Annotated in this window: 20 protein-coding genes and 1 tRNA gene; 8 read left to right on the top strand and 13 right to left on the bottom strand. The window is 48.5% G+C overall.

Annotation, left to right across the window (positions count from 1 at the left end):
• Positions 1-128: 128 nt before the first annotated feature.
• On the top strand, positions 129-395 hold the full coding sequence (pipX, locus tag PSE6802_RS0118445) for a transcriptional coactivator PipX (protein ID WP_019501521.1): 267 nt from the start codon (positions 129-131) through the stop codon (positions 393-395).
• A complete protein-coding gene (gene ispE / locus PSE6802_RS0118440) occupies positions 392-1,303 on the top strand; it encodes a 4-(cytidine 5'-diphospho)-2-C-methyl-D-erythritol kinase (RefSeq protein WP_019501520.1) in 912 nt (303 codons plus the stop codon). The genes pipX and ispE overlap by 4 nt, the downstream gene beginning before the upstream one ends.
• A gap of 100 nt (positions 1,304-1,403) precedes the next feature.
• On the opposite strand, the gene PSE6802_RS0118435 is transcribed toward ispE, so the two are convergent.
• A tRNA-Tyr gene (locus PSE6802_RS0118435) sits at positions 1,404-1,485 on the bottom strand.
• Between the two features lie 58 nt (positions 1,486-1,543).
• Between PSE6802_RS0118435 and PSE6802_RS29570 the strand changes: the two genes are divergently transcribed.
• The 3 genes from PSE6802_RS29570 (at position 1,544) to PSE6802_RS0118420 (ending at position 4,398) form a co-directional block, all read left to right on the top strand.
• The gene (locus PSE6802_RS29570; RefSeq protein ID WP_019501519.1) at positions 1,544-2,905 is read left to right on the top strand and encodes an S-layer homology domain-containing protein; all 1,362 of its coding nucleotides are present in this window, start codon (positions 1,544-1,546) and stop codon (positions 2,903-2,905) included.
• 95 nt (positions 2,906-3,000) lie between these two features.
• Positions 3,001-3,819: a pentapeptide repeat-containing protein gene (locus PSE6802_RS0118425; RefSeq protein ID WP_036946561.1), complete on the top strand. Its 819-nt coding sequence runs from the start codon at positions 3,001-3,003 to the stop codon at positions 3,817-3,819.
• Positions 3,820-3,915: 96 nt separating this feature from the next.
• Positions 3,916-4,398, top strand: a complete 483-nt coding sequence (locus PSE6802_RS0118420) for a DUF4079 domain-containing protein (protein WP_019501517.1) — start codon at positions 3,916-3,918, stop codon at positions 4,396-4,398.
• 232 nt (positions 4,399-4,630) lie between these two features.
• Here PSE6802_RS0118420 and PSE6802_RS0118415 read toward each other — a convergent pair whose 3' ends face one another.
• The 10 genes from PSE6802_RS0118415 to PSE6802_RS29560 all read right to left on the bottom strand — a co-directional run bounded on the left by PSE6802_RS0118415 (position 4,631) and on the right by PSE6802_RS29560 (position 16,585).
• On the bottom strand, positions 4,631-4,834 hold the full coding sequence (locus tag PSE6802_RS0118415) for a phycobilisome linker polypeptide (protein ID WP_019501516.1): 204 nt from the start codon (positions 4,832-4,834) through the stop codon (positions 4,631-4,633).
• Positions 4,835-5,056: 222 nt separating this feature from the next.
• Entirely contained in the window at positions 5,057-5,539 is a 483-nt protein-coding gene (gene apcB / locus PSE6802_RS0118410) for an allophycocyanin subunit beta (RefSeq protein ID WP_019501515.1), read from the bottom strand.
• Between the two features lie 106 nt (positions 5,540-5,645).
• Positions 5,646-6,131, bottom strand: a complete 486-nt coding sequence (apcA, locus tag PSE6802_RS0118405; protein WP_019501514.1) for an allophycocyanin subunit alpha — start codon at positions 6,129-6,131, stop codon at positions 5,646-5,648.
• A 419-nt stretch (positions 6,132-6,550) separates the two neighbouring features.
• Positions 6,551-9,217 (bottom strand): cyanophycin synthetase, encoded by a 2,667-nt coding sequence (cphA, locus tag PSE6802_RS0118400; RefSeq protein WP_019501513.1) that lies wholly within the window; start codon positions 9,215-9,217, stop codon positions 6,551-6,553.
• Between the two features lie 109 nt (positions 9,218-9,326).
• Positions 9,327-9,515 carry a tetratricopeptide repeat protein gene (locus PSE6802_RS33615; protein ID WP_156815582.1) on the bottom strand — a complete coding sequence of 63 codons (189 nt, stop codon included), beginning with the start codon at positions 9,513-9,515 and terminating at the stop codon, positions 9,327-9,329.
• Between the two features lie 26 nt (positions 9,516-9,541).
• A complete protein-coding gene (locus PSE6802_RS31300; protein WP_019501511.1) occupies positions 9,542-12,142 on the bottom strand; it encodes a serine/threonine-protein kinase in 2,601 nt (866 codons plus the stop codon).
• A 316-nt stretch (positions 12,143-12,458) separates the two neighbouring features.
• A complete protein-coding gene (locus PSE6802_RS0118385; RefSeq protein WP_019501510.1) occupies positions 12,459-13,613 on the bottom strand; it encodes a GNAT family N-acetyltransferase in 1,155 nt (384 codons plus the stop codon).
• Between the two features lie 4 nt (positions 13,614-13,617).
• A complete protein-coding gene (locus PSE6802_RS0118380; protein WP_019501509.1) occupies positions 13,618-14,838 on the bottom strand; it encodes a hypothetical protein in 1,221 nt (406 codons plus the stop codon).
• Positions 14,839-14,851: 13 nt separating this feature from the next.
• A complete protein-coding gene (gene trpA / locus PSE6802_RS0118375; protein WP_019501508.1) occupies positions 14,852-15,646 on the bottom strand; it encodes a tryptophan synthase subunit alpha in 795 nt (264 codons plus the stop codon).
• 225 nt (positions 15,647-15,871) lie between these two features.
• A complete protein-coding gene (locus PSE6802_RS29560) occupies positions 15,872-16,585 on the bottom strand; it encodes an S-layer homology domain-containing protein (RefSeq protein ID WP_019501507.1) in 714 nt (237 codons plus the stop codon).
• Between the two features lie 297 nt (positions 16,586-16,882).
• On the opposite strand from PSE6802_RS29560, the gene PSE6802_RS0118365 reads away from it, so the two are divergent.
• Together PSE6802_RS0118365 and PSE6802_RS0118360 are read left to right on the top strand one after the other, a co-directional pair.
• Positions 16,883-17,158, top strand: a complete 276-nt coding sequence (locus tag PSE6802_RS0118365) for a hypothetical protein (RefSeq protein WP_019501506.1) — start codon at positions 16,883-16,885, stop codon at positions 17,156-17,158.
• 96 nt (positions 17,159-17,254) lie between these two features.
• Positions 17,255-17,761 carry an outer membrane beta-barrel protein gene (locus PSE6802_RS0118360; RefSeq protein ID WP_019501505.1) on the top strand — a complete coding sequence of 169 codons (507 nt, stop codon included), beginning with the start codon at positions 17,255-17,257 and terminating at the stop codon, positions 17,759-17,761.
• Positions 17,762-17,854: 93 nt separating this feature from the next.
• Here PSE6802_RS0118360 and PSE6802_RS31295 read toward each other — a convergent pair whose 3' ends face one another.
• On the bottom strand, positions 17,855-18,850 hold the full coding sequence (locus PSE6802_RS31295) for a type IV pilin-like G/H family protein (protein ID WP_019501504.1): 996 nt from the start codon (positions 18,848-18,850) through the stop codon (positions 17,855-17,857).
• A gap of 152 nt (positions 18,851-19,002) precedes the next feature.
• Here PSE6802_RS31295 and PSE6802_RS31290 point away from each other — a divergent pair, with 152 nt between their 5' ends.
• On the top strand, positions 19,003-20,814 hold the full coding sequence (locus PSE6802_RS31290; protein ID WP_019501503.1) for a tetratricopeptide repeat protein: 1,812 nt from the start codon (positions 19,003-19,005) through the stop codon (positions 20,812-20,814).
• Here the strand turns inward: PSE6802_RS31290 and PSE6802_RS0118340 are convergent.
• On the bottom strand, positions 20,809-21,819 hold the full coding sequence (locus tag PSE6802_RS0118340; RefSeq protein WP_019501502.1) for an NAD(P)/FAD-dependent oxidoreductase: 1,011 nt from the start codon (positions 21,817-21,819) through the stop codon (positions 20,809-20,811). The genes PSE6802_RS31290 and PSE6802_RS0118340 overlap by 6 nt on opposite strands.
• Positions 21,820-21,931: the final 112 nt, after the last annotated feature.

Here is a 21,931-nt window from a genome sequence, read left to right as displayed (position 1 = left end):
TTTTGTGCAAGCATACACTTCCTCGTAAACCTAGACTTAGGAGAATTGGTAATCTTTGAACGCAACATATAGCTATATGAGCCTTTCTGCGGTTTTGCCTCAACTAGACTTACTGTTCAGCACGCCAAATGTCAGAAACTTACCTTAACCATCCTACTTTTGGCTTGCTCTCGCGTGTCTGCACGATCGATGAGTACCGCAGTCTATTCACTACTCTTTACGCCCAGCGGCTGTTTTTCCTGATCGTAACTGGCCCTGGTGGCGTGCAATTTGAACCCGTTACCCGCGCCGATGCCAGACTATTAGTGGAAAACCGCTTGAGAGCGGTGCGCCGTACTGGTACGTTAGACGAACAAAATTATTTGCAGGCTGTTTACAAGCGCACTTTTCTATGACCTCCAGTCTGTCTCTGAGAGCACCTGCTAAAATCAACCTCTACCTGGAAATTAGAGGCAATCGCCCGGATGGCTACCATGAGTTGGTGATGGTATTACAAAGTATTGGCTTGTGCGACTTCGTGCATTTGCATGCCCATACCAACGACTCGGTGCAAATAAGTTGTAACAATCCCCAAGTACCAACAGATGGGACTAACTTAGCGGTACGAGCAGCTTTACTACTGCAACAAAAGTACCCTGGGCATGGTGGCGTTGACATAGCAATTGATAAGCACATTCCTATGGGAGCAGGTTTGGCAGGCGGATCGACTAATGCCGCCGCCGTCCTGGTGGGGTTAGATCGCCTGTGGGATTTGGGTCTGACCCTGCCCGAACTTCAGGAATTAGCAGCACAGTTGGGTTCCGACGTTCCGTTTTGTATTAGCGGCGGTACCGCGCTGGCAGTTGGTAGAGGGGAAGTACTGTCCCCCTTACCAGATCTAGATCGCATGGCGTTGGTAATCTGCAAGCACCGTCAAATATCTATTTCCACCATCTGGGCATATCAAACGTTCCGTGCCGAGAATTTACTCTCGACTAGCCCTGTTAAAGACCAGCACTACTCCAGTCAGATGCTAGCGGCGATCGCTGCCAATGAGGATGCTAACTACGTACGGATTGGGCGGTTGCTCTACAACGATTTAGAAAGAGTAGTTTTGCCCGCCTATCCTCAAATTGCGGAACTAAAAGCATTACTGCAACAGGATAGCTTTGGGGCGTTGATGTCCGGCTCTGGTTCCACTGTATTTGCGATCGCTCAAGATCGCTCCCATGCCGAACGCCTTGAAGCTTTAGTTGCCTCAACCTATGAGGATGTCGATGTATGGGTAACAGATACATCTGTGAGCGGAATTGAAGCAATTTAAGCAGTTCCAAGCAACCCGCACTATACCAAATAAACTCTAGGGTCTATGCGCCCACAAAACCACTTCGGGTCTTACTTCAAGATTACTACCAAATTTTTGATGGGCCGAGCTGGATTTGAACCAGCGTAGGCGTAGCCAGCGGATTTACAGTCCGCCCCCATTAACCACTCGGGCATCGACCCTCAACAGGAGAATTATCATAACATAACTAAGGGCGAAATTTTACGCAGTTGAAAAACCATGCATATATCGATTAGAAAGTTATTGCAATATGCGGGGCATGCCTTCGCTTGTTTGCTCCTAGTGGTTCTTGCAGGTTGCCAAAATACCGGCTTGGGTTTGTCTGTAGAGAGTGCCGTTGCCCCTAGATCGGTTGAGTCTAGTAATGTTTCTCTGCCGCAGGATTTTCCCGATATTATCCCGATTTATCGCCCCACTATCCTCAAGGATTTGCAGCGATCGCCGCTGAACAATCCTACGAATGTCGCGGCGCGCTGGTCTAGCAAAGATAGTGCCAATCTGGTGGTGCGGTTTTACCGCGATCGCCTAGCGCAAAATAACTGGCGCATGTTGCTCAACCCCACCGAGAGCGATCGCGGCACTTTCTTAGGGCAAAATCGCGATCTGCTAGTGACGGTTTCGATCCAACCCGAAGCCGATCGAACTGATATTTTGATGCAGTATGTAAAGTCGCCTCAACTACTTAGCAGTAATGCCTCTGGCAATCCCACCGATCCTAATTCAAATTCTCCGTCATCCAGCACGACAAATCCTGGTATCTTTAGCAATCCTGGGTTGCAAATAAGATCGCGCTCCGAACTTCCATCACAGCCGTTTTCAGGTAAATTCAGCGATTTTGATAGCGTTCCTGCCCCTTTGCATGCTTTTATTCAGGATTTAACTGAACTGGGTATTCTCCAACCAAAACAAGGGAGCCAGTTTGAACCTAATATATCGGTCACCCGTCGCCAGTACGTCGCCTGGTTAGTTGCGACCAATAACCGCATCTACAGCAATAATCCCAGTCGCCAGATCCGCCTACCTCAGGCAGCACCCGATCGACCGATCTTTGCTGACGTTCCGGTTAAAGATCCGGACTTTAGTGCGATTCAAGCGCTGGTCAACGCTGGCTTAATTAGCGCCAGTCCCGATCCGGCCAAGAACCTGTTTAAACCTGACGACCCTCTGACCCGCGAGACCTTAGTTTTATGGAAAGTACCGCTCGATTTACGCCGCCCTTTGCCTACGGCAACCGTCGAAGCAGTCAAGCAAGCTTGGGGGTTTCAAGACAGCGATCGCATTTCTCCTGATGCATTAAGAGCAGTTCTGGCTGACTTTGCCTCGGGCGATCTCTCCAATATTCGACGTAGTTTTGGCTATACGATCGTGTTTCAACCCCAGAAACCAGTAACCCGTGCGGAAGCAGCGGCAGCATTATGGTATTTTGGTACTCTCACCGACGGACTGTCAGCCCAAAGAGTATTGCAGCAGGAACGTGCGGCAGCGAAAACACCGGAATCTCAGTCTAGCGATCGCACCGTCAACTCCCCTAGCCCTCAACCCTCAGTTACCAACTCGCCCAGTCCTAGCCCAGGCATTTAAATAGCTAACAGCTAACAGCTATTAGCCGTTTAAAAGTATTGCATTTTGTAAAAAATCTGCTAAATTGGCTGGCATTATTGCCTTTCTCAAAAGCCATGCAATTGCGAATCCTTGCTCCGATCGCGCTGTTATCCTTGACAATCGCTAGTACGGCGCATGCTGAGAATCTTCAGCATCTCAGCCGCGCCATGTCATCAGGAGAGTGCCAAAAATGCGATCTCTCTGGATCTGGTTTGGTGCTGGCGAACCTCAAGGGGGTCGATCTGACTGGCTCAGATCTGACTGACGCTAACCTCAGTCGTGCCAATCTCTTTGGAGCCAAGCTCGCCAAAACTAATCTCAGCAGAGCGTCTTTGCTAGGAGCCGACCTCAGAGGAGCCGACCTCAGTGGGGCTAATCTTAGCGCGGCTGACCTGAATGGAGCCGACCTCACAGGTGCAAATCTGACCGGTACAAATTTGAACGGTGCCGATCTTCGCAAGGCCACTTTGACCAATGCCAACTTTCAGAATGCCGACTTTACGAATGCTTATTTCCGTGGCGCGATCGATATTCCTGCAGCGGCAGTGAGATCCGAAGAATTTTATGCTTGGGGTGTAGAAGAGGCTCGTCGAGGAAATCATCGCGGCGCGATCGAGCAGTTCAATCAATCATTAGGTGTAGATGGGAAATTTGCCTATTCCTATATAGGACGTGCCATTTCGCGCAAGCAACTAGGCGACCTGCAAGGGGCGATCGACGATTCCAAATTAGCTGAAACATTTTTCCAAGAGCAAAAAAATGAAGAAGGCGTTAAAGTAGCAAAAGATTTGACTAAAGCACTGCAAACACCACCTGATAGTGGCGGATCGGATTTTTTGGGCAGCGTTATTAACATGGCTGGCTCGTTATTGCTCAAGATATTCCTGCACTAGAAACGTACAGATCGGTTTGGCAAAAAGCTGACTGCTGAATTCTGTTAAAAAGTATTAAACTTAATGAAGAATTAAGAAGTACTCAAAACAGAATCTATGGATATCCAAATCCCAGATCCCTTAAAGCCCATCGTTACCTTTTTCCATCCGGTCATGATGGCGGCCACGCTTTTGCTTGCCTTGTATGCCTTATATTTGGGCATTCAATCGCGGCGATCGCGCAGCGCCCAGGGAGCCACCAAAAAAGCGATGATGGAAGCCAAGTACGGAACCAGACATTTTCAGGTTGGCTCGATCTTTCTGGCTTTAATGGTTTTAGGTAGCGTGGGCGGTATGGCTGTCACCTATATCAACAACCACAAACTATTTGTCGGCCCTCATCTAATTGCAGGTTTGGGATTGGCCAGTCTCGCTGCCATATCCGCTGCTTTAGCACCGTTAATGCAGCAGGGCAAAGAATGGGCGCGCATCACCCACATCACAATTAATGTGGCATTGGTTGGTATCTTTACGTGGCAAACAGTAACAGGATTTGATATCGTGCAAAGAATCCTGGATCAGATGGCAAAGGGCAGTTAAATTGAGCTAGGGCAGGCTCGGGGGCACTGTCCCTACCTACGACACCTACGATTATCGGTATAATTTTCGTCAAGATCGCCATAAATGCAACAAACCCTATTCTATTGGCCTACCAATCCAATCTTCAGACTGGGTAGGATAACAGAGTAGGGTTAGCTACTTTATACTTGGTCAATCCCAACAATACAATCCAGCACAACTTAAAGCTATCTAGTAGTTAAATCTAGAAATCTTACAGTATACCAGTATTGGTGCCAGCTCTACCGGTTGCAAGTTCAACTCTGACAATCTTGCCACCCATTTTCATAATGCGCTGCTGCTCAGCAAACCAATTGTCGAATGGCACTAGCTTAGTAAAGAAAGTATTTTGCAACTCACGCTGTGTACGAATGCGAGTTTGGCTCGGTACACAAGCAGTGACCTTAAACATGCGCATAGCGAGGCATTCTCCTTGAAAGATGATAATTAACGGGGCTATATAAAAAAGCTCTACTCTAAATTTAAATTAGATTTAAATTAGACCATTTAAATTTGGCGGCGAACTAGAAATCACTAGCCAAAACACTGAAACCAAGCTATTTAGTCTGCAATGCTTTAACAGTGGCTGTCTAGTTCCACCGCCATTGGCAATTAATTGCCCGGCTAGCTAATACCTAGCCTATAGGCCAGAGCTGATGTAATCGAGATACACGCCCATTTCCTTGCCTGCGTCAGCACCTACTAAAGAAGCAGTAACTTCTTTGATAGCTTGGATAGCTTGTACTGTGGTAGAGACGGGAACTCCCAAAGAGTTGTAGGTTTCTCTCAAGCCGTTGAGTACGCGCTCGTCGAGGATGGAAGCATCGCCAGCTAGCATGGCATAGGTGGCATAGCGGAGGAAGTAATCCAGGTCGCGGATGCAAGCAGCATAGCGACGGGTGGTGTACATGTTTCCACCGGGACGAGTGGTGTCGGTGTACAGCAAGGACTTAGATACAGCTTCTTTAATGATGGTAGAAGCATTGGCGCTGATGGTAGCAGCAGCACGCACGCGCAGTTCGCCGCTAGCGAAATAGCCTTTTAGTTTTTCGAGGGAGGCAACATCAAGGTATCTGCCTTGTACGTCAGAGGAGTTGATAACAGAGGTAATTGCGTCTTGCATTTTTTGATATATCTTCTAGTTAGTTTGCAATTATGGTTACTGTTTAAAACAGAATTCAGAACTAGGAATTGAGGTATCTCATCAATCCCTGGATGCTAATTTCTGACTATTGCAGGGCACCGGCGAGATAGTCAAAATAGTAGCCAGCTTCGGCAGCATCTTCGGCAGAGAGAAGACCAGAAGCAGCGTTCTTAGCAGCGCGCACGCCTTCAGCCATGCCAGAGAGTGGAATATCCAAGGACTTGTACATTTCCTTAGCGCCGACAACACCAATTTCTTCAATTGGAGTAACGTCACCAGCAACTACACCGTAAGTGATCAAGCGCAGGTAGTAATCTAGGTCTCTGAGGCAAGCGGCAGTCATTTCTTCGCCATATGCAGCACCACCAGGAGATACAAGGTCGGGGCGCTTTTGGAACAATGCATCACCAGCTTGCTTGACGATACGTTCGCGAGATTCGGTCAAAGCTTGAGCAATGCGTACGCGACGTGCGCCAGAGCTAACAAAGCTCTTGATGCGATCCAGCTCGCCAGGGCTCAGGTAGCGGGCTTCAGCGTCCGCATTCACGATAGATTTCGTGATTACACTCATCTAACTATTTCCTCCGAATAGAAAAAAGTAAATAAAAATTAAATCAAAACCACGTTGCTTAACCACATGAAACACCTATAGCTTGGCTGTAAACATCCATGCGGCTATGCTGCGTTTAGTTACTAAATGATTATCACATTGTCGATCGCATTGTGAATACTGAATCTGTAATTCTTTTGAGCACTAAGTATAAATACCGAGGAAAGAAATTACAGGCAGCAATACTTCACAACTCAACTCGTGCGTGGTAGCTAAGCGTTTAATCGCAGTACCAAGGCTTTTAGAGTTAAGTAACTATCGCCTACTTAATTCTTATACATTCCGTCACATAGTATCTTTATTGCATAACACTTCTTAACAATTCTTTCCTAAACCTTCGGGGCGAGCATGGAGACATTGCCCCTACATTTGGAATTTCCTTAAAGGGCTAGGGCGCTAACTGAGGGGTTCGTTGATGCAGATCCTGACAAGCCATTGACATTGTCTTTGTACTCTTGGGGTTGCCTGGCTTCGACAATTTCGATCGCTCGCTCTACTTTTTCAGGGAAGATCACGACCAGGGCGTTATCGGGTGCTGTATCCAGAGCCTCGATTAGCGCTTCAGCTTCGTCCAGAATAACTTTGTAGGGCAAATTGGGGCTGAATTCGGTAATGCCTTTTTGCATTAGATTGGCGACTTCATAGGGGGCGCGACCGCGTCGATCGCAGTCTTCCTTGATAATGATGCGATCGAACATCTCGGCGGAAATTTGCCCTAACTCCTCGATGTCAGCATCGCGGCGATCGCCAGGCGCGCCGATCACGCCAATGCGTTCGCCGTTCCAGGTGCTGATAAAGCCAGCGATCGCTCTGTAGCCAGCCGGATTGTGGGCATAGTCAAGCAGGACGTGAAATCTACCAAGATCGAACAGGTTCATTCGCCCTGGGGTTTGATGGCTGGATGCCACAAAGCTATTTAGTGCCGAGCGAATATCCTCAATTCTCACACCTTGTACGAAGGCGGCAAGACTCGCGGCCAGAGCATTCTGGATCATAAATGGGGTCTTCCCACCTAAAGTAACGGGCACGTTAACAGCTTGCTCGATGCGTAAAGTCCAATCACCTTTGAGAATTGATAAATAACCATTCTCATATACTGCTGCCAACCCGCCCTGCTGGGCATGGGCTACCACAATTGGATTTTCCGGGTTCATACTGAAGTAAACCACCTGTGCCTGCACTTGACTTGCCATCGCGGCAACGAGGGGATCGTCAGCATTGAGTACGGCGTAGCCGCTGGGGAAAGCAGCTCGCACGACTACGCTTTTTAAATTAGCTAAATCTTCAACCGTATCGATGTCGCCCAATCCCAGATGATCGGCCTGGACGTTCAGAATCACGCCGACATCGCAGCCATCAAATCCTAGGCCCGATCGCAATATGCCACCCCTTGCCGTTTCTAAAACCGCAACTTCGACCGTGGGATCGCGTAGAATGACTTGCGCGCTATAAGGCCCGGTGGTATCGCCTTTCTCAACTAACCAATCGCCAATATAAATGCCATCGGTAGTGGTGTAGCCAACTACGCGCTGAGTTTGTTTGAAGATATGGGCAATCAGGCGTGTAGTCGTAGTTTTCCCGTTAGTACCCGTAATCGCCACAATGGGAATGCGTGAAGGCGTGCCCGGCGGAAATAGCATTTCGATCACCGGCTCGGCCACATTACGGGGGATGCCCACGCTAGGAGCAGTATGCATTCTAAAACCTGGAGCGGCATTCACTTCCACAATTACGCCATCGGTAGCGTGGAGCGGCTGCGAAATATCTGATGTCACCACATCAATGCCAGCAATATCCAGGCCGATAATCTTGGCAACCCGCTGTGCTAACCATACATTCTCGCAGTGAATATCATCGGTGCGATCTACCGCAATGCCGCCGGTACTGAGGTTAGCGGTAGCCTTTAAATAGCAAACCTGCTCTGGCTCCAGCACTGTCTCTAGGGTAAAGCCTTGCCGTTCTAGCAAGTCGTAGCTGGTGCGATCCAGTTCGATTTTGGTAAGGACGTTATCGTGTCCATCGCCCCGGCGGGGATCTTGATTGGTAATTTCGATCAGTTGCGCGATCGTAGATGCACCATCGCCGACGACATGGGCTGGAACGCGCTCTGCCACAGCAATTACCCGCCCGTTTACCACGAGAACGCGGTGATCGCGTCCCCGATGGAAGCGCTCGACAATCACTTCTTCGGAGACTTCGCGTGCGAGATCGAAGGCATCTTCGGCGGCAGGCAAGGTGCGAACATCAATGCTGATACCGCGACCGTGATTGCCGTTAAGAGGCTTCACAACGATGGGAAATCCACCTACTTCGGCGATCGCGTCTTCTAGATATTTCAACGATCTAATTGTCGTTCCCTTGGGTACGGGTACGCCGGAATCTCTGAGAATGCGCTTGGTGCCTTCCTTATCGCAGGCTAGTTCTACACCCAAAATACTACTAAAATTTGAGAGAGTTGCCTGGATGCGTTTTTGGTAGATGCCATAACCAAGCTGGATCATGGCGCGACAACCCAACTCTATCCAGGGAATGCGACGCGCTTTAGCCTCAGCCACAATTGAGTCGGTACTGGGTCCGAGTTGAGAGTCTAGTTTTAGCTCTAAAAGATCCTGTAAATCCTGTTGCAGTTCTGAGGCGGGATATTCTTTGGTATCGATAACGCTTTGACACAGGCGCACGGCGGCACGAGCGGCGTATCTGCCAGCTTGCTCCGATTGATATTCAAAAACTACCTGGTAGACCCCAGGCTCGGATGTGGGGCGACTAGTGCCAAAATCAACGGACATGTCAGCCAATTTTTGCAGTTCCAGAGCAACATGCTGTACGAGATCGACAACATGCGTTCTTTCAACTCCGTTGCTAGTACTGCTACTGGCGGTGTCGATGCCCAAGCCTGTTAAGACTCGATTTAAGTCAAAAGCAAAATTGACAGCTTTCTGGGGTGAAGTAGCTAAATCCTCTAAGTCCAACCTGATCGCGACTAGTTGATGACGCTGAATGTGCCATTGATTCGGTCCGCGTAAAGTCTGAATCTTGAGGATTTTCATATTATGTAGGTACTGATTGGATGTATCCCAGATGAGTTATTTACCAGCCCATAATTCTAGCCAATCTACTAATTTCATTTTGTAATAAATAAACAAAACCATAAATAACTTAGAGATTAGCTGCTGCTCTTTGTCTGGCATCTTGCACTACCCGATCGCCGGGTTTTAGTGCCAGCGATTTATCATAGGCAGCGACTGCTTCTCGATGTCGCCCTAGCTTTGGCAGTATTATACCCTTAGCAAACCAAGCGTCGGGATAATTAGGCTGAAATGCACCATACAAAGTATCTCCAAGCAAAAACTGACGGCTAGGCGCTGACCGCTCTACTGCCCTAATTGTCGCAGAACTTCCTCTCGCCCTGCTTTAGCATCGGCAAAGTCGGGTTCGATCTCCAGAGCTTTGTTATAGGCGGCGAGGGCAGCATCGTATCGCTGCAGGGCAAACTGCATTCTGCCCTGGTTGTGCCAGCCTTCTGGGAAATCTGCTTTGATCTCGGTTGCTTGCTGGTAGGTTTTGAGAGCCTCTTCATACCGTTGCAATTGCGCGAGGGCATTGCCTTTGAGATTGAGGGTGGCGTATCGATCGGACTCGACTTTCAGCTTGCGATCGACTGGTGCGATCGCTAAAGCGCGATCGTAGGAATCGATCGCTTCCTGATAGCGTTGCAACCTGTAGAGCGCGTTACCTTTGCCAATAAAAGCGTAATGATAATCCGGCTGCAGTTTTATGACCCGATCGTAGGCAGCGATCGCCTCTTGATAGCGTTGCAGCCCTACCAAAGCATTGGCACGTTGATTCCACCCTGAGGTATTAGGCGCAATTTTGAGCGCCCGATCCGCAGCAGTAAGTGCTTCGTTATATCGCTTCATCTGGTTGAGCAACTCGCTCAAATTAGACCAGCCATACTCCAAATTGGGATCGATTTGGACAACTCTTTGATATATCGGGAGAGCTTTCGCAAACTGCCCAGATTCGTATATGGCATTGGCTTGACTGGTGAGAGTGTCAACGTTTGGGAATAACCGTACTGCCTCATCCGCTGCGGCGATAGATTCCGGGAGTTTCCTGAGTTTGAGTAGCGCGTTGGCTTTCAGCCTCCAGGCATCGGCATATTGATTATCGAGACTAATCGCCTTCTCCGCTGCTGCCAGCGCACCTTCATGTCGGCCATCTTCCTGGAGTAACGTCCCCCATGCCCACCAGGTATAAGCATAGTTGGGAGCTTTCTTAGTAGCTTGCTCGATCGCGGCAATAGCTTCCTGGCGCTGACCCAAGCCGTTAAGCGCAAATCCCTTGCCAATCCAGGCATTACCGTAGTTCGGATTAATGGCGATCGCTTTGTCATAGATAGGGATAGCCTGTTGATATTGCTCTTTGAAGCGGAGGGTATCGCCCTGGCTAACTAGAGCGAACGTGCTATCTGGTTTGATTTTGAGGGCTTGCTCGTAGGCAGCCAGTGCCTCATCGTATCTCTTCAAATTGGACAAAACAAGTCCGCGACCAGTCCAGCCGAGAATGAGATCGGGCTTGACCTGGGTGGCGCGATCGTAGGCTTTGAGTGCCTCGTCGTACTGTCTTTGACCGAATAGTGCATTTCCCTTGCCGACCAATGCCAAGCCGGAGTTAGGCTGGAGGGCAATTAATTTATCAAATTCGGCGATCGCTTCTGGATATTTGCGATCGAGATTTAGTTGAAATGCCTGAGTTAGGGTTTTACCAAACTGGGCATCAACGGAATTGGGATCTAATCTGATGGCCTCATCAAAATCCGCCCGCGCATCTGTATATCTACCTGCTTCGATCCGGCTATTCCCCCGTTCGACAAAGCCCTGGGCGTTAGTTGGATTTGTTTCCTGCGAGTTTGTTGAATTGCTAACGGTGGGATTGTCCTTGGGTTTGAACGCGAAATAGGAAATGCTGGCGGTCGTCGCTAAGACTGCCACTCCTGCCAGGATCGAAAGCGGTATCTGATATCGCTGCCAGTACTGCTGCCAGTTAATCCGGCTGAGTGCATTACTGACTTTACTGGTAATAGTATTGAAGGTGCTACCAGTATCAATATTTGGTTGTACTGCGAATACAGGGCGCTGTGGATTATTCAGGTCTGCGATTACTTCACTAGCGCTTTGGTAGCGATCGCGGGGGTGCGCTCTCACTATTTTGTCGATAATTGCCGCCGTGCGATCGCTCACTAATGTACCCGGTCGCCAGATTACCTCACCAGTTTGGGAGTCTGTTGGTAAGTAGTTGGGTGGGTTACCTATGAGAGCGTAGATAGCGATCTTACCCAGCGCGTAGATATCGCTGCTAAAGCCTGGGTTGCCTGCCATTTGTTCTAGCGGCACGTAACCATCGGATATCTGAATCTTACTTGAATATGTTGAATGCATCTGTGTTTGGGCGGATTGGAGCTTTGTCGCTGGAGCATAAATCTCTTCGATGCCATTAAACCCAATTAGAGCAAACTTACCATCGAAACTACGTCTAATCAGATTTTTAGGCTTGAGGTTGCGATGGATGACATTGTGCTGGTGGACAAACTGGAGAATATTCAGCACTTCGCGCAAAAAAGCGATTACCTGCAGCTCGTTCCATCTCGCTCCAGACATTAACTCTCGATCTAAACCTTCCCCGGCCATAAATTCCTGGACGATGTAGAACTGCTGGTTCTGCTCAAAGTGAGCGAGCAGATTAGGAATCTGGGAATGCGTGCCTAAAATATCCAGGGTTCTTGCTTCCGATTGGAATAAATTTCTGGCAATTGCGATCGCCTCAGGTGTAAGAGATTCTGTTTTCAGCCATTTGACCTTACATTGAGGGCGATCGGGTAAGTGAATATCTTCAGCTAGATACGTTTCTGTAAAAGCTCCACTGCTAAGATGCTGGAGTATCTGATAGCGTCCGACTAGAGTCTCATTCAACATGGTTGCGTTCTAATCTAGCTTGTAAGGGGTGTACAGTTAGCTATCATCAAATCCCGATCTGTTAACCCTTTTTCTCGGAGTCTGCGCAGGCAGACTTTGTTTGTATAGCCGCGACTTCTAGTCGTCAGGCAATATAGGGATAATTGATGCGGATTTGATATGACTCACCTTACTCAGAAGTATTGAAACCATCGCCTCCAACCCATCTCCCTCAGAGAGATGGGCACAGAACCAAGGCAAGGCTGCACCCTAGGAACCCGATTGAATTAAGTAGGGTATCTCGAAGAACTAGATCGAATAAGCGAATACATGAGATTCAAGATAATTCATCGGGATGAGCGGGAGGGATAGCATCAATCCTTCCAGGTACGGGTTTGTGAGCGGGCTGAAATCCTGAGAGCATTTTAGAAAGTTGCAGTGCATCCAGCGCAGGCTTAGCTTCGCGGATCTTGTGCCATACCGATCTAGCCATCAATAAGCCGTGGCTTCTAGTCGCAGCTTGGATTTGCTCGAAGTAAGCTTCGCGTTCCGGTTGATAATCTGCGGATGAAACCCAGAGGGAATACCGATCGCTACCTGCTTGCTGCCGAATGATTCTGGCAATTTGTGCCATTAGCTCGGCATATAACCAGGTATAGGCGGGATGGACGGTAATCTGAGCGCGGTGCGCTGGTTGGGCAGATCGCTTAGTTTGAGGCTTGCTGGCCGGATGGCGAACGAGCACGGAAAAGTAAGCGATCGCTGCTTTGCGCTGCGGCTCGTAGACGTAGCCAGATACTTCCCGAACATTGTTCAGCATGTACTGACTGTGACCGATCAGGCGATCCACAAGGCTGCAACGAAAATCATTGACGCTGATATCGTAGACCTGCCGAATCTGGGGTGGCAGGGAGGCGGTATCGAGTTGATAGAGCAAAATAGCATCGGCATTGCTAACCGGCAATAAATTGGGCAGATCGGGCTGATGCTGCGCCAAGTCCGTCAAGCCCTCCGCCGATATTTCCCAGTCTGTAAGCTGAGCAAGGGGCTGGAAACCATTTTGACGGTACAGAGCGATCGCGTCCTTAGCATTGACATCCACCTCTAGCAGCCAGGTACGTGCTTCCCAGCAAGCTTCCAAGCAATAGCGGATCAAATGCGTCCCTATTGCCGCGCGCGAACTGCCTTGGGCAACCTCGATTTCGTCAATTTGCCAAGTACTGCGGCTGCTGTTGAAGGGCGAAACGCGAATAAATCCGACAACTTGCCCGTTAACTTCCGCAACATATATACGGCACAGATGCTGAATCGGATTGGGGAACCAACTGACAAATTGCACTAAAGGAAACCAGTTTCTAGCTCTACGCTTGTATTGCGTCGATTCCAAAGATGCACCACAAAGATCTCCAGCCAGTTGCAATTGTTCGATCGCTTCTAGATCGCGGTGCTGCATTGGACGAATCGTACTGCCTGTGGTTGAAAAGGCTTGCATAGGTTTAGTTAGGTCTAATCAAGACTATAGGAGTTTGTTCGGCGGCGTTGCCCGCTGGGTTAAGTAACAATGCCTGGTTTAGCAACTCATTAGAAACTCCAGGAGTTGCTGCTAATATACTAACCGCTTTGAGATCGTTTACATCAACGATCGCCGCCTCTAAACCAGTTTCTGCCAAAATTTCATTCACAACTGCCTGCGCTCGTGCGGGTCCCAGCACCACAAACTGGTCGTAGGGCGGTAACGTACCCGTGACATCGTCAACCAGGCGCGCCTGCCCGCCAGCTAAAACATAAAACATACCAGGAATGCGGAAAATGACTTTAGCGATCGAACCGAAAATAAATGCCAAGGCAACCCGCCAGGCTCCCACTTCATCAACCAGCGATTGCAAGCCGCAGGCAGTTGCCAAACTGGATGTAGGCAAAAAGTAATAACACAAACGTTTGGCTAGCCAGCCCGGTTTAATTTCAGTAGGGTGCCGCATGCGTCCCTGCATAATTGCTAAAGGCGACTCGCCAATCGTGACAATATCGCCAGGCTGGGCGTGGGGAGTAACGTAGCGGCGCATCACGTCAACTGGTGTATCTAAAGTCGATAGCAGGTGAGTGCGAATTGGTAAAACGTCAGCATTTGCCGTTGGCCGCCACCGTTCTATAGTCTCCGGCTCTGGAAACTGTAAGGGAATTACGCAATGCCTGACCTTGGGAACCCTACCGCCGGGGCCATAGGTGACATAGTTTACTCTTACCCACGCCGCTCGTAAGGTGTCGAGATGGGAGCCTTCGATGTCAATTTGCACTTCTAGACCCGTCGTGCGACCGCCTTTGACAATATAGGCTTCCCAGTATTTGTCGGCACGGCTGGGTGCATCTGGATGCTGCGAGGCGATCGCGATCCGATGCGTTACGCCTGCCAAACTGCGATCGGCTAGTAAAGTTAGCTCGGCAGTTACCTCCGTTAGGAAAATATCTAGCTTCCTGGTTTGATTAACAGCAGTAAATTCGCCGTTGAGCGTGTAGTGTTCAGGTGTGTGGACTTCGAGTTGCCAATCACCTCGACTCAGTTCCAAGCGGTTACCAGCCCGACCTCGGTACTGCAACTCAAATAACCACCACAGCAGCAATAACAGCAGAATAAAGGCCAGCGCACCCACCGCCACCCAACCAACGGGAGTAAGCGACATGACCAGCGCTAGCGGAAAGTAGAAAAATATAGAAGTCATCTTAAGCAAAAAACTAAGCACTAAGGGAGATTGCTCGCTTTAGACTACTACATAATTCGGCGATACTTTGCAAACCATCCGGTTCTGCCAGTCGCTTTACCATAGCACTACCAACGATTACAGCGTCAGCATGCCATTGCGCCACCTGGCTGGCATGTTCGGGTTGGGAGATCCCAAACCCCACACCAAGCGGTTTATCGGTTAGCGTCCGCAACGTCTCTAGCATCTGCTGTACGCCCTTACCAACTCGATCGCGCATTCCGGTTACGCCTGTGGTGCTAACCAGATAAATAAACCCCTGAGACTGAGCCGCGATCGCTTCTAGTCTGGCTAACGGACTGGTGGGTGCAACTAACAAAATCACCTCGATCCCAATCCTGGTAGCTGGTTCTAGCAAGCTTTGTGCTTCTTCGAGCGGTAAATCTGGCACTACCAGCCCTCTGGCACCCGCTTCATAAATGCGTTGCAAAAATTTCTCAATCCCCAGATTCAGAATGGGGTTGTAATAGGTAAATAGAATTATGGGCGATCGCAACTCGGGTGCAACGGTTTTCACTACGTCCAAAACCTTATCCAGCGTTGTCCCCTTGGCAAGCGATCGGGTGGCAGCAGCCTGGATCACAGGACCATCTGCGAGTGGATCGGAGTAGGGAATGCCCAATTCAATTAGATCGGCACCATTGCGATCGAGCTGCCGCAAGGCAGCGGCTGTAGTGTCAAGATCGGGGTCGCCAGCCGTAATAAAGGGGATGAGGGCTACCTGCCCTTTAGCACGCAACTGCTCAAACTGGGCAGAGACAGAAATCATAGGTTAACGTTCTAACAAGTAAGTCGATTAACAGCGAGGTATAGCAGTAATCCTTTGAGTTTAGGTGGGAGGGTAGGGGTAGAACCCCACCCCGTTTTAAATCCTTATTCGGTATAGCTATACTCAATGACCTATACTATCGCTTCATGCCGACAATTTAGTTAAGTTCCTCTCAGGAATTATGCCACCCGGTTCAGCTAAACTTTGGAGCAGACCCTTTACCCATCACCGCAAAGGCCCCTTACGCAATGGGGAATTTATGGGATAGCGACCTCGTTCCTTTTCTAGAAATTTGCTCAAAGCATAGGCCATATCGCTGCGCCTCATGGGATTGAGGGGATTAATTTGGCGATCGGTACCTAGATTCACGAATCCTTCATTAAGAGCAGTTGCCATTGCTCTCCTCGACCATTTGGGTAAGTCTTTCGCATCCGGGTATGGGTCTAATATCTCGTTAACAGTGGCTTCAGGAAACTGAAAGACTCCGTAGGCATTGGCAAAAATCGCAAATGCTTCGGCTCGATTAATTCTTTGGTTAGGAAAGAATCTTCCTTTCTCATAGCCTTCCATTGTACCCGTTCTTACGGCAATTTCGATATCTTTTGCCGCCCAATGGGAACTCGGTACGTCATTAAATTTGATGGGTGTAGTGACAGTGGGTTTCAGAGTTTCCAGCCTGAATGCCTTAACTAGAATAGTGGCAATCTCAGCGCGACTCATAATTGCCTCGGGATGGAATTTGCCCTCAGAGTCCTTTGTCATCAAGTTTGCGTCTACCACTTGAGCGATCGCTTCATCTATGACTGGCGACTCAGCCGCCACAGTTGCAGGCGCTTCGGTAAAGAATTGGTCTACTGATTCTTCAAATACTGGTTCTGCCGCTGCTGGCAAACATGCGAACACTAGCAAAAGGGGTAAAAATCTACTAAATCTGCGCATAGTTCTAGACCTCTGACAGTTTGACTGTTTAATTAAAGTTGCCCTAATTCGGCGATCGCACGCATGAAGCAACGAAATATATTTAGGATGCTAAATCATTTACGAACGGGGTGCAGTGGTTCTACCCTTGCGTGGGGCGCAGCCCCACACCCCATTTTTCACGAATCATTTGTGATTGCTATAGTTACTAATTGTTAATTATTGATTAAGAAGACGTTATTGGGGATCGAAAAGTTCTGAAGCCATGTCTTTGATTAGAATATAGGCTGTTGAAGTAGAAATGGAATTTTAGACCATATGAGTCCATTAGTAATTGGCGCATTTGTGGTTTCGGTCTTGCTGCTGTTTGGTCTATTCAGCATTATTAAAACGACGTTTAAGACAGCATTCCTTATTGCACTGGTTGTATTTGGGTTGCAGGTGTTTACGGGTATTGGCCCGCAGCAGGTTTTCCAACAAGTTTTGCAGTTTATCAGCGATCTTGGTAACTGGTTCACGCGATGGGGCAATACGGCCAAACCTCGATCGTTGCTAGATTGGCTGACGTTTGCGATCGCGTTCTTCTATCCATAAAGGTAGATTTTAAGTGCAGGGAGCAGTGTCGAGGAACAAGGTTAAGTCGGTCGAGTCTCTTTAAATGTCCTCACAAGAAATCGACAGACAACTAATATGAAAAATCTAGCTAAATATGGATTAACTTCTGCATTTGTGCTGACAATTGCTGCGCTCGTTTCTCTTCCTGCAAAAGCAGATGAAGCGCGAATTCCTAGTAGTTATTTAGGTGCAGGAGTCTCTCTAGGTGGGATTAACAGCGACACTTCTTCTAGATTAGGTGGCAATATTACGGGTAGATATAAGTTTGAGGAAGTGCCAGTTTCTTTCCGTACTTCAGTATTACTAGGAAATGGCGGCACTTCGATCGTACCAACATTTTCCTATGATGTTCCTTTAGGTAATCGTACTAATGTTTACCTGGGTGCGGGTGCGTCGGTCGTTCCCAGTAATAATAGTAATTCTCTGACGGGCGATCGCAATGCATTTGCCCTACAGCCAGGGATTGAAGTGAGCCTGAATAAAAACGTACTGCTATACAGCAACGCGGTCGTAGCAATTAACGGCTACAACGACGGTAGAACTGCCACCTCAGTCCAGGGTGGGGTTGGCTTCCAGTTTTAAATCAGCCATCTGCAATCTCAGAAATTTTTACTGCTGTGATGGGGGAGTAATTATGCGCCCTCCATCACAATTTCTACGAGCAGTGATGTAATGCTAGGGACGATACTGAGTATACCCAGTCGGGCATTGTGCCTCGTTATTTATGACTTCAGGTGGAGTTGGTTTTTGGGTAGTCGGGCGATCGCTCTCGCAAAGAATCGCCTTGGGTATCGCTTCGTTATTTTTGTCTGAGGTGACGTAAGTCAGACCTGTATAGCTTTTGACATCGTCTCGCTTGGCGATCCCAAGTGTTTGCACTGCTTTTTTCGCATCAATTACTACGAGACTGTAGGAATAATTTCTGGTTTCTTTGGAAATGCCAATACCTAATTGGTCGATGTCATCAGTAAAGCTATTCTTTTCGAGGAAGTAAGCTTGAGATGCTCGATTAAGACTGCCAATATAGGTTTTGCCTTCGGCTTGAATAGCTCTCTGAAGTTGATTGTTAAGTGGGTTAGCGGTTTGAAGATTTTGCGGTGGTGTGGTGGAATCGGATATTTTTTTGAGGACAGTGGCTTTAGCGTTAAAACTCGTTGGGCGGGGAGTCTTGGGATTAGTACCTTCCATTTGAACGCGCAGTTGCCCCTCTGGAGTAAACTCCAAAATTGTTTTTGTGACCTCGCCTTTTTTTAGCGTTTCAAAGTTCTCAAATACATCAAAGTGGATGGGATTGGTTGTGGTATCTAGTCTGTAGAAAAGCTCGTACACCTTCTTTTCTCCTCCCACGGATGCAAACAACTTCGATTCAGGGGTGAAAATCATAACGACGTTTTTCCCTTCGTATTTACCTTGCCATTGACCGATTAACCGTTTGCTTGGATCGCTATTGTTTGCACTGGTAGTGTCGGTATTCGTGACTTGAGGCGAGGTAGTTGAAGTTTGGTTGTTTGCAGTTGTAGTACTAGTATTTGTCGTTTGAGGTGATGTTGTCGGAGTTGTTGGAGTCGAGTTGCAACCTGCTAAGCCTACTAACAAAACCGAGCCAGTTACCATAAGAGCAGATCGCCACGCCGCAAACTTAGTTTTTTCCCGATCGAGATTGATATTCATAAACTGGTCTTTCTGTTGTTAGGTACTCGGCAATGTATTTTAGTAGAAACTCAGGAATTGACCTGCGATCGCGATCGCAGGTGCAGAGCGATCGCGATCGCTACTCTCCTCGTTAGCCTATAGTGTAAATATTCTCCACAGAACCATTAGCTATGGTACAGGTTGCGATTTTTGTTTGCTTGGGGTGGTTGATTTCCGTGTGCTTGCATGAATTCGGTCATGCGATCGTTGCCTATTGGGGCGGCGACACCTCTGTCAAAGACAAAGGGTATTTAACTCTCAATCCGCTCAAGTACATCGATCCTGGTTATACATTAGTGCTGCCAATGATGTTCCTAGCTTTGGGCGGCATTGGATTGCCTGGGGCGGCGGTTTATATTAACACTGGGTTGTTGCGCGATCGCCGATGGAAAAGCCTGGTTTCCGCCGCAGGGCCTCTGGCAAGCGCGATCGTAGCTTTGTGTTTAGCGGGAATTTACAAACTGCTCGCAGGAAACTTCACTAAAGACGATATTTTTCTACTGGGAACGATCGAGAGAAACGTTCCTGGATTGGAAGCACTGCGAGAGCATCCGCTAGCGGGGCAATGGTACATCCCAGCATTGGCTTTCCTCATCTTTTTGGAGGTTTTCGCCATTGTATTTAACCTTCTACCGATACCCTCGTTGGATGGTTACGGAATCGTCGAACCCTGGCTGCCTCAATCATGGCAGAATCGATTGCAGTCGGTTAAACGCTATGGTGTAGCAGTTCTTTTCGCCCTATTTTGGCTTTCTCCCACCTTTAGCTCTTACTTTACGCAGTGGATTTCTAATATCACTAGAGTTCTGGGTGTCGAGCCGTTTTTAGTCCAAACGGGATATGGCTTGTTCAGAAATTCAGCAACCGTCTTGACGATCGGCATACTAGTGGCATTTGTTGTCTTACGACGGGTGACATTAAAGCCATACCAAGCTGAGTATGAGAAGGGAGAATCGCTCAAACGAACGGGTAAATGGGACGCTGCGATCGCGGCGTTCGAGCGCGCAATCGAGTTAAAGCCAGATTTCTATGAAGCACTGCTGGCAAAAGCGGAGGTTTCATATCAGCAAAAACACTTTGAAGATGCCCTGAATGCCTGGATGGTAGCCCAAGAGCTTCAGCCCAGCGAGCTGTTTATTCGCCTCAATTGCGGTTTAGCTTTATGGAATCTTCAACGTCGCGATGAGGCGATCGCCGAATTTGAACGTATCTTATCAATCGATCCAAATTACACGAGGGCTGGTTTATGTAAAGCTGAAATCTTAACCGATTTGCAGCGTTACGACGAAGCCCTCGCTGAATGCGATCGCCTGCTTGCTTCAGGACTTAAATCCGACCCGCAATTGGAGTCAGAACTAGTCAAATTATTGACCCTAAAGGGAGCGATCCTGCAATCTTTGCATCGCATTGAAGAGGCGCTCGGCACCTATCAAGCAGTGTCAAAGTACAAAGGGGGTCTGCATTCAACGTGGCTGGGTCAGGTTGAGATACTCGTGCAGTTGCAGCGTTATGAAGAGGCTCTTCAGGTTTGCGATCGCGCTATCCAACTCGATCCGCGCGAACTCGATCCGTGGCTGCGATCGGCACATCTTTTCTACGAGCTACAGCGGTATGAAAAAGCGATTTCCTACTGCGAGCATGTAGTTGCAAACGATCCTCAAAACTACGATGCTTGGCAATTACAAGGCACCTGTTTAGCGCAATTGCAGCATTACGAACGAGCCTTACAGTGTTACGATCGCGCGATCGTTATCCAACCAGAAAATGCTTTGGCCTATTACAATAAAGCACGTTGCTATGCCGAACAAGGGAAGGTAGAGCCTGCGATCGCAAATCTGCGCCAGGCTTTCCAGCGCGATCGCGGCAGTCTGAAGGCAGGTGCCAAAAAAGATCCGAGTTTTGCCAAACTTCTAGCTCGTCCGGAGTTCAACGAGTTGCTATAGCATTTCCAGTAAAGATTTAGCGGCATCGCCGCCAGACTGATAGGCTCCTTCCAGATTATCGCCCGCGCACCAATCGCCAGCACAAATTAGAGGTAATGGGGTTTCCGTGCTCAAACATGCTACGCCCAGAGGTTCCTGGACAAAAGCGTAGCGCCATCTGTGTACCTGCCACCACTCGGGTTCGCTCAACCAGGGTGCGAGGTAGTCGCCCACCTTTTCTAATAATGGTTTACCCGCAATTTCCAGGTTATCTTCATCTAAAGACAGTCGAGCAAACTCTCCAGTACTTTGAAATACGAATACTGGTTGCGATTGTGCTTGGGGATGCTTGCTGCTATCCAACCCAATCCAACTCAACATGGGATCGTCTACGCAAACGATCGCTTGCCACTCAGATGGAATGACTTGCTGGCTGGGATAGCCTGCCATAACGATGATGCTGGGCGCAAATTTGACCATTTTGAGCGTTCTGATAAATATTGGCACTCCACTCATTACAGGCTCAAATAGGGGTATAAATTGAGGCGCTGGCATAGTTGCTACCACCGCTCCTGCCGTAAATGTGTCGCCATCTTCGCTCTTGAGATGCCACAGATCGCCCTTGACTTCGACACCAACAATGCGCTGGTTAAATGTAATGTTCTGGTCTTCAGCGAGATATTTGGCGATCGCCGTCATGCCGTGGGGAGAGCAGTAGCGCGGATACATGTCATCGGCATCGGGCGCTAATAGACCATCGGGAGTCAGCTTGTAGATGGCGCGCGTCCACTCCTGAACGATGCCCTTGTCTTCTAGCTTATAGATAAATCGGGAAAAGGCATCGCTGCGCACGGTAATGTATTGGGTGCCGCGATCGACCCAGGTGCCCTGGATGCGTTGGGTTGCCATGCGTCCGCCCGGGCCTGCGGCTTTCTCCACAATTCTGACATTTACCCCTGCTTGACGCAGGCGTTGGGCGCAGACTAAGCCCGATAATCCTGCACCGATAATAATTACGTCTCTCATATCGCGATCTGATTTGAATTGTAGCTAATAGCTATTAACCATTAGCTATTAGCTGAAAATATCTCATGAATCATTTCGGATTGCTATAGCAAATAGTGGGGCTACGGCAATA

The sequence above is a fragment of the Pseudanabaena sp. PCC 6802 genome, assembly GCF_000332175.1.
Lineage (GTDB): Bacteria > Cyanobacteriota > Cyanobacteriia > Pseudanabaenales > Pseudanabaenaceae > PCC-6802.
Note: the sequence above shows the minus strand (reverse complement) of the source record. Positions and strands in the feature narration are given on the sequence as shown.

Excerpts from the sequence above, each read along its gene's own strand:
- PSE6802_RS29560 (WP_019501507.1), bottom strand. The coding sequence starts at position 16,585 with ATGCGCAGATTTAGTAGATTTTTACCCCTTTTGCTAGTGTTCGCATGT.
- apcA (WP_019501514.1), bottom strand. The coding sequence starts at position 6,131 with ATGAGTGTAATCACGAAATCTATCGTGAATGCGGACGCTGAAGCCCGC.
- PSE6802_RS0118420 (WP_019501517.1), top strand. The coding sequence starts at position 3,916 with ATGGATATCCAAATCCCAGATCCCTTAAAGCCCATCGTTACCTTTTTC.
- PSE6802_RS31295 (WP_019501504.1), bottom strand. The coding sequence starts at position 18,850 with ATGAATATCAATCTCGATCGGGAAAAAACTAAGTTTGCGGCGTGGCGA.
- PSE6802_RS0118380 (WP_019501509.1), bottom strand. The coding sequence starts at position 14,838 with ATGACTTCTATATTTTTCTACTTTCCGCTAGCGCTGGTCATGTCGCTT.
- PSE6802_RS31300 (WP_019501511.1), bottom strand. The coding sequence starts at position 12,142 with ATGTTGAATGAGACTCTAGTCGGACGCTATCAGATACTCCAGCATCTT.
- cphA (WP_019501513.1), bottom strand. The coding sequence starts at position 9,217 with ATGAAAATCCTCAAGATTCAGACTTTACGCGGACCGAATCAATGGCAC.
- PSE6802_RS0118360 (WP_019501505.1), top strand. The coding sequence starts at position 17,255 with ATGAAAAATCTAGCTAAATATGGATTAACTTCTGCATTTGTGCTGACA.
- apcB (WP_019501515.1), bottom strand. The coding sequence starts at position 5,539 with ATGCAAGACGCAATTACCTCTGTTATCAACTCCTCTGACGTACAAGGC.
- PSE6802_RS0118415 (WP_019501516.1), bottom strand. The coding sequence starts at position 4,834 with ATGCGCATGTTTAAGGTCACTGCTTGTGTACCGAGCCAAACTCGCATT.
- PSE6802_RS0118365 (WP_019501506.1), top strand. The coding sequence starts at position 16,883 with ATGAGTCCATTAGTAATTGGCGCATTTGTGGTTTCGGTCTTGCTGCTG.
- pipX (WP_019501521.1), top strand. The coding sequence starts at position 129 with ATGTCAGAAACTTACCTTAACCATCCTACTTTTGGCTTGCTCTCGCGT.
- PSE6802_RS0118425 (WP_036946561.1), top strand. The coding sequence starts at position 3,001 with ATGCAATTGCGAATCCTTGCTCCGATCGCGCTGTTATCCTTGACAATC.
- PSE6802_RS0118340 (WP_019501502.1), bottom strand. The coding sequence starts at position 21,819 with ATGAGAGACGTAATTATTATCGGTGCAGGATTATCGGGCTTAGTCTGC.
- PSE6802_RS0118385 (WP_019501510.1), bottom strand. The coding sequence starts at position 13,613 with ATGCAAGCCTTTTCAACCACAGGCAGTACGATTCGTCCAATGCAGCAC.
- PSE6802_RS29570 (WP_019501519.1), top strand. The coding sequence starts at position 1,544 with ATGCATATATCGATTAGAAAGTTATTGCAATATGCGGGGCATGCCTTC.
- ispE (WP_019501520.1), top strand. The coding sequence starts at position 392 with ATGACCTCCAGTCTGTCTCTGAGAGCACCTGCTAAAATCAACCTCTAC.
- trpA (WP_019501508.1), bottom strand. The coding sequence starts at position 15,646 with ATGATTTCTGTCTCTGCCCAGTTTGAGCAGTTGCGTGCTAAAGGGCAG.
- PSE6802_RS31290 (WP_019501503.1), top strand. The coding sequence starts at position 19,003 with ATGGTACAGGTTGCGATTTTTGTTTGCTTGGGGTGGTTGATTTCCGTG.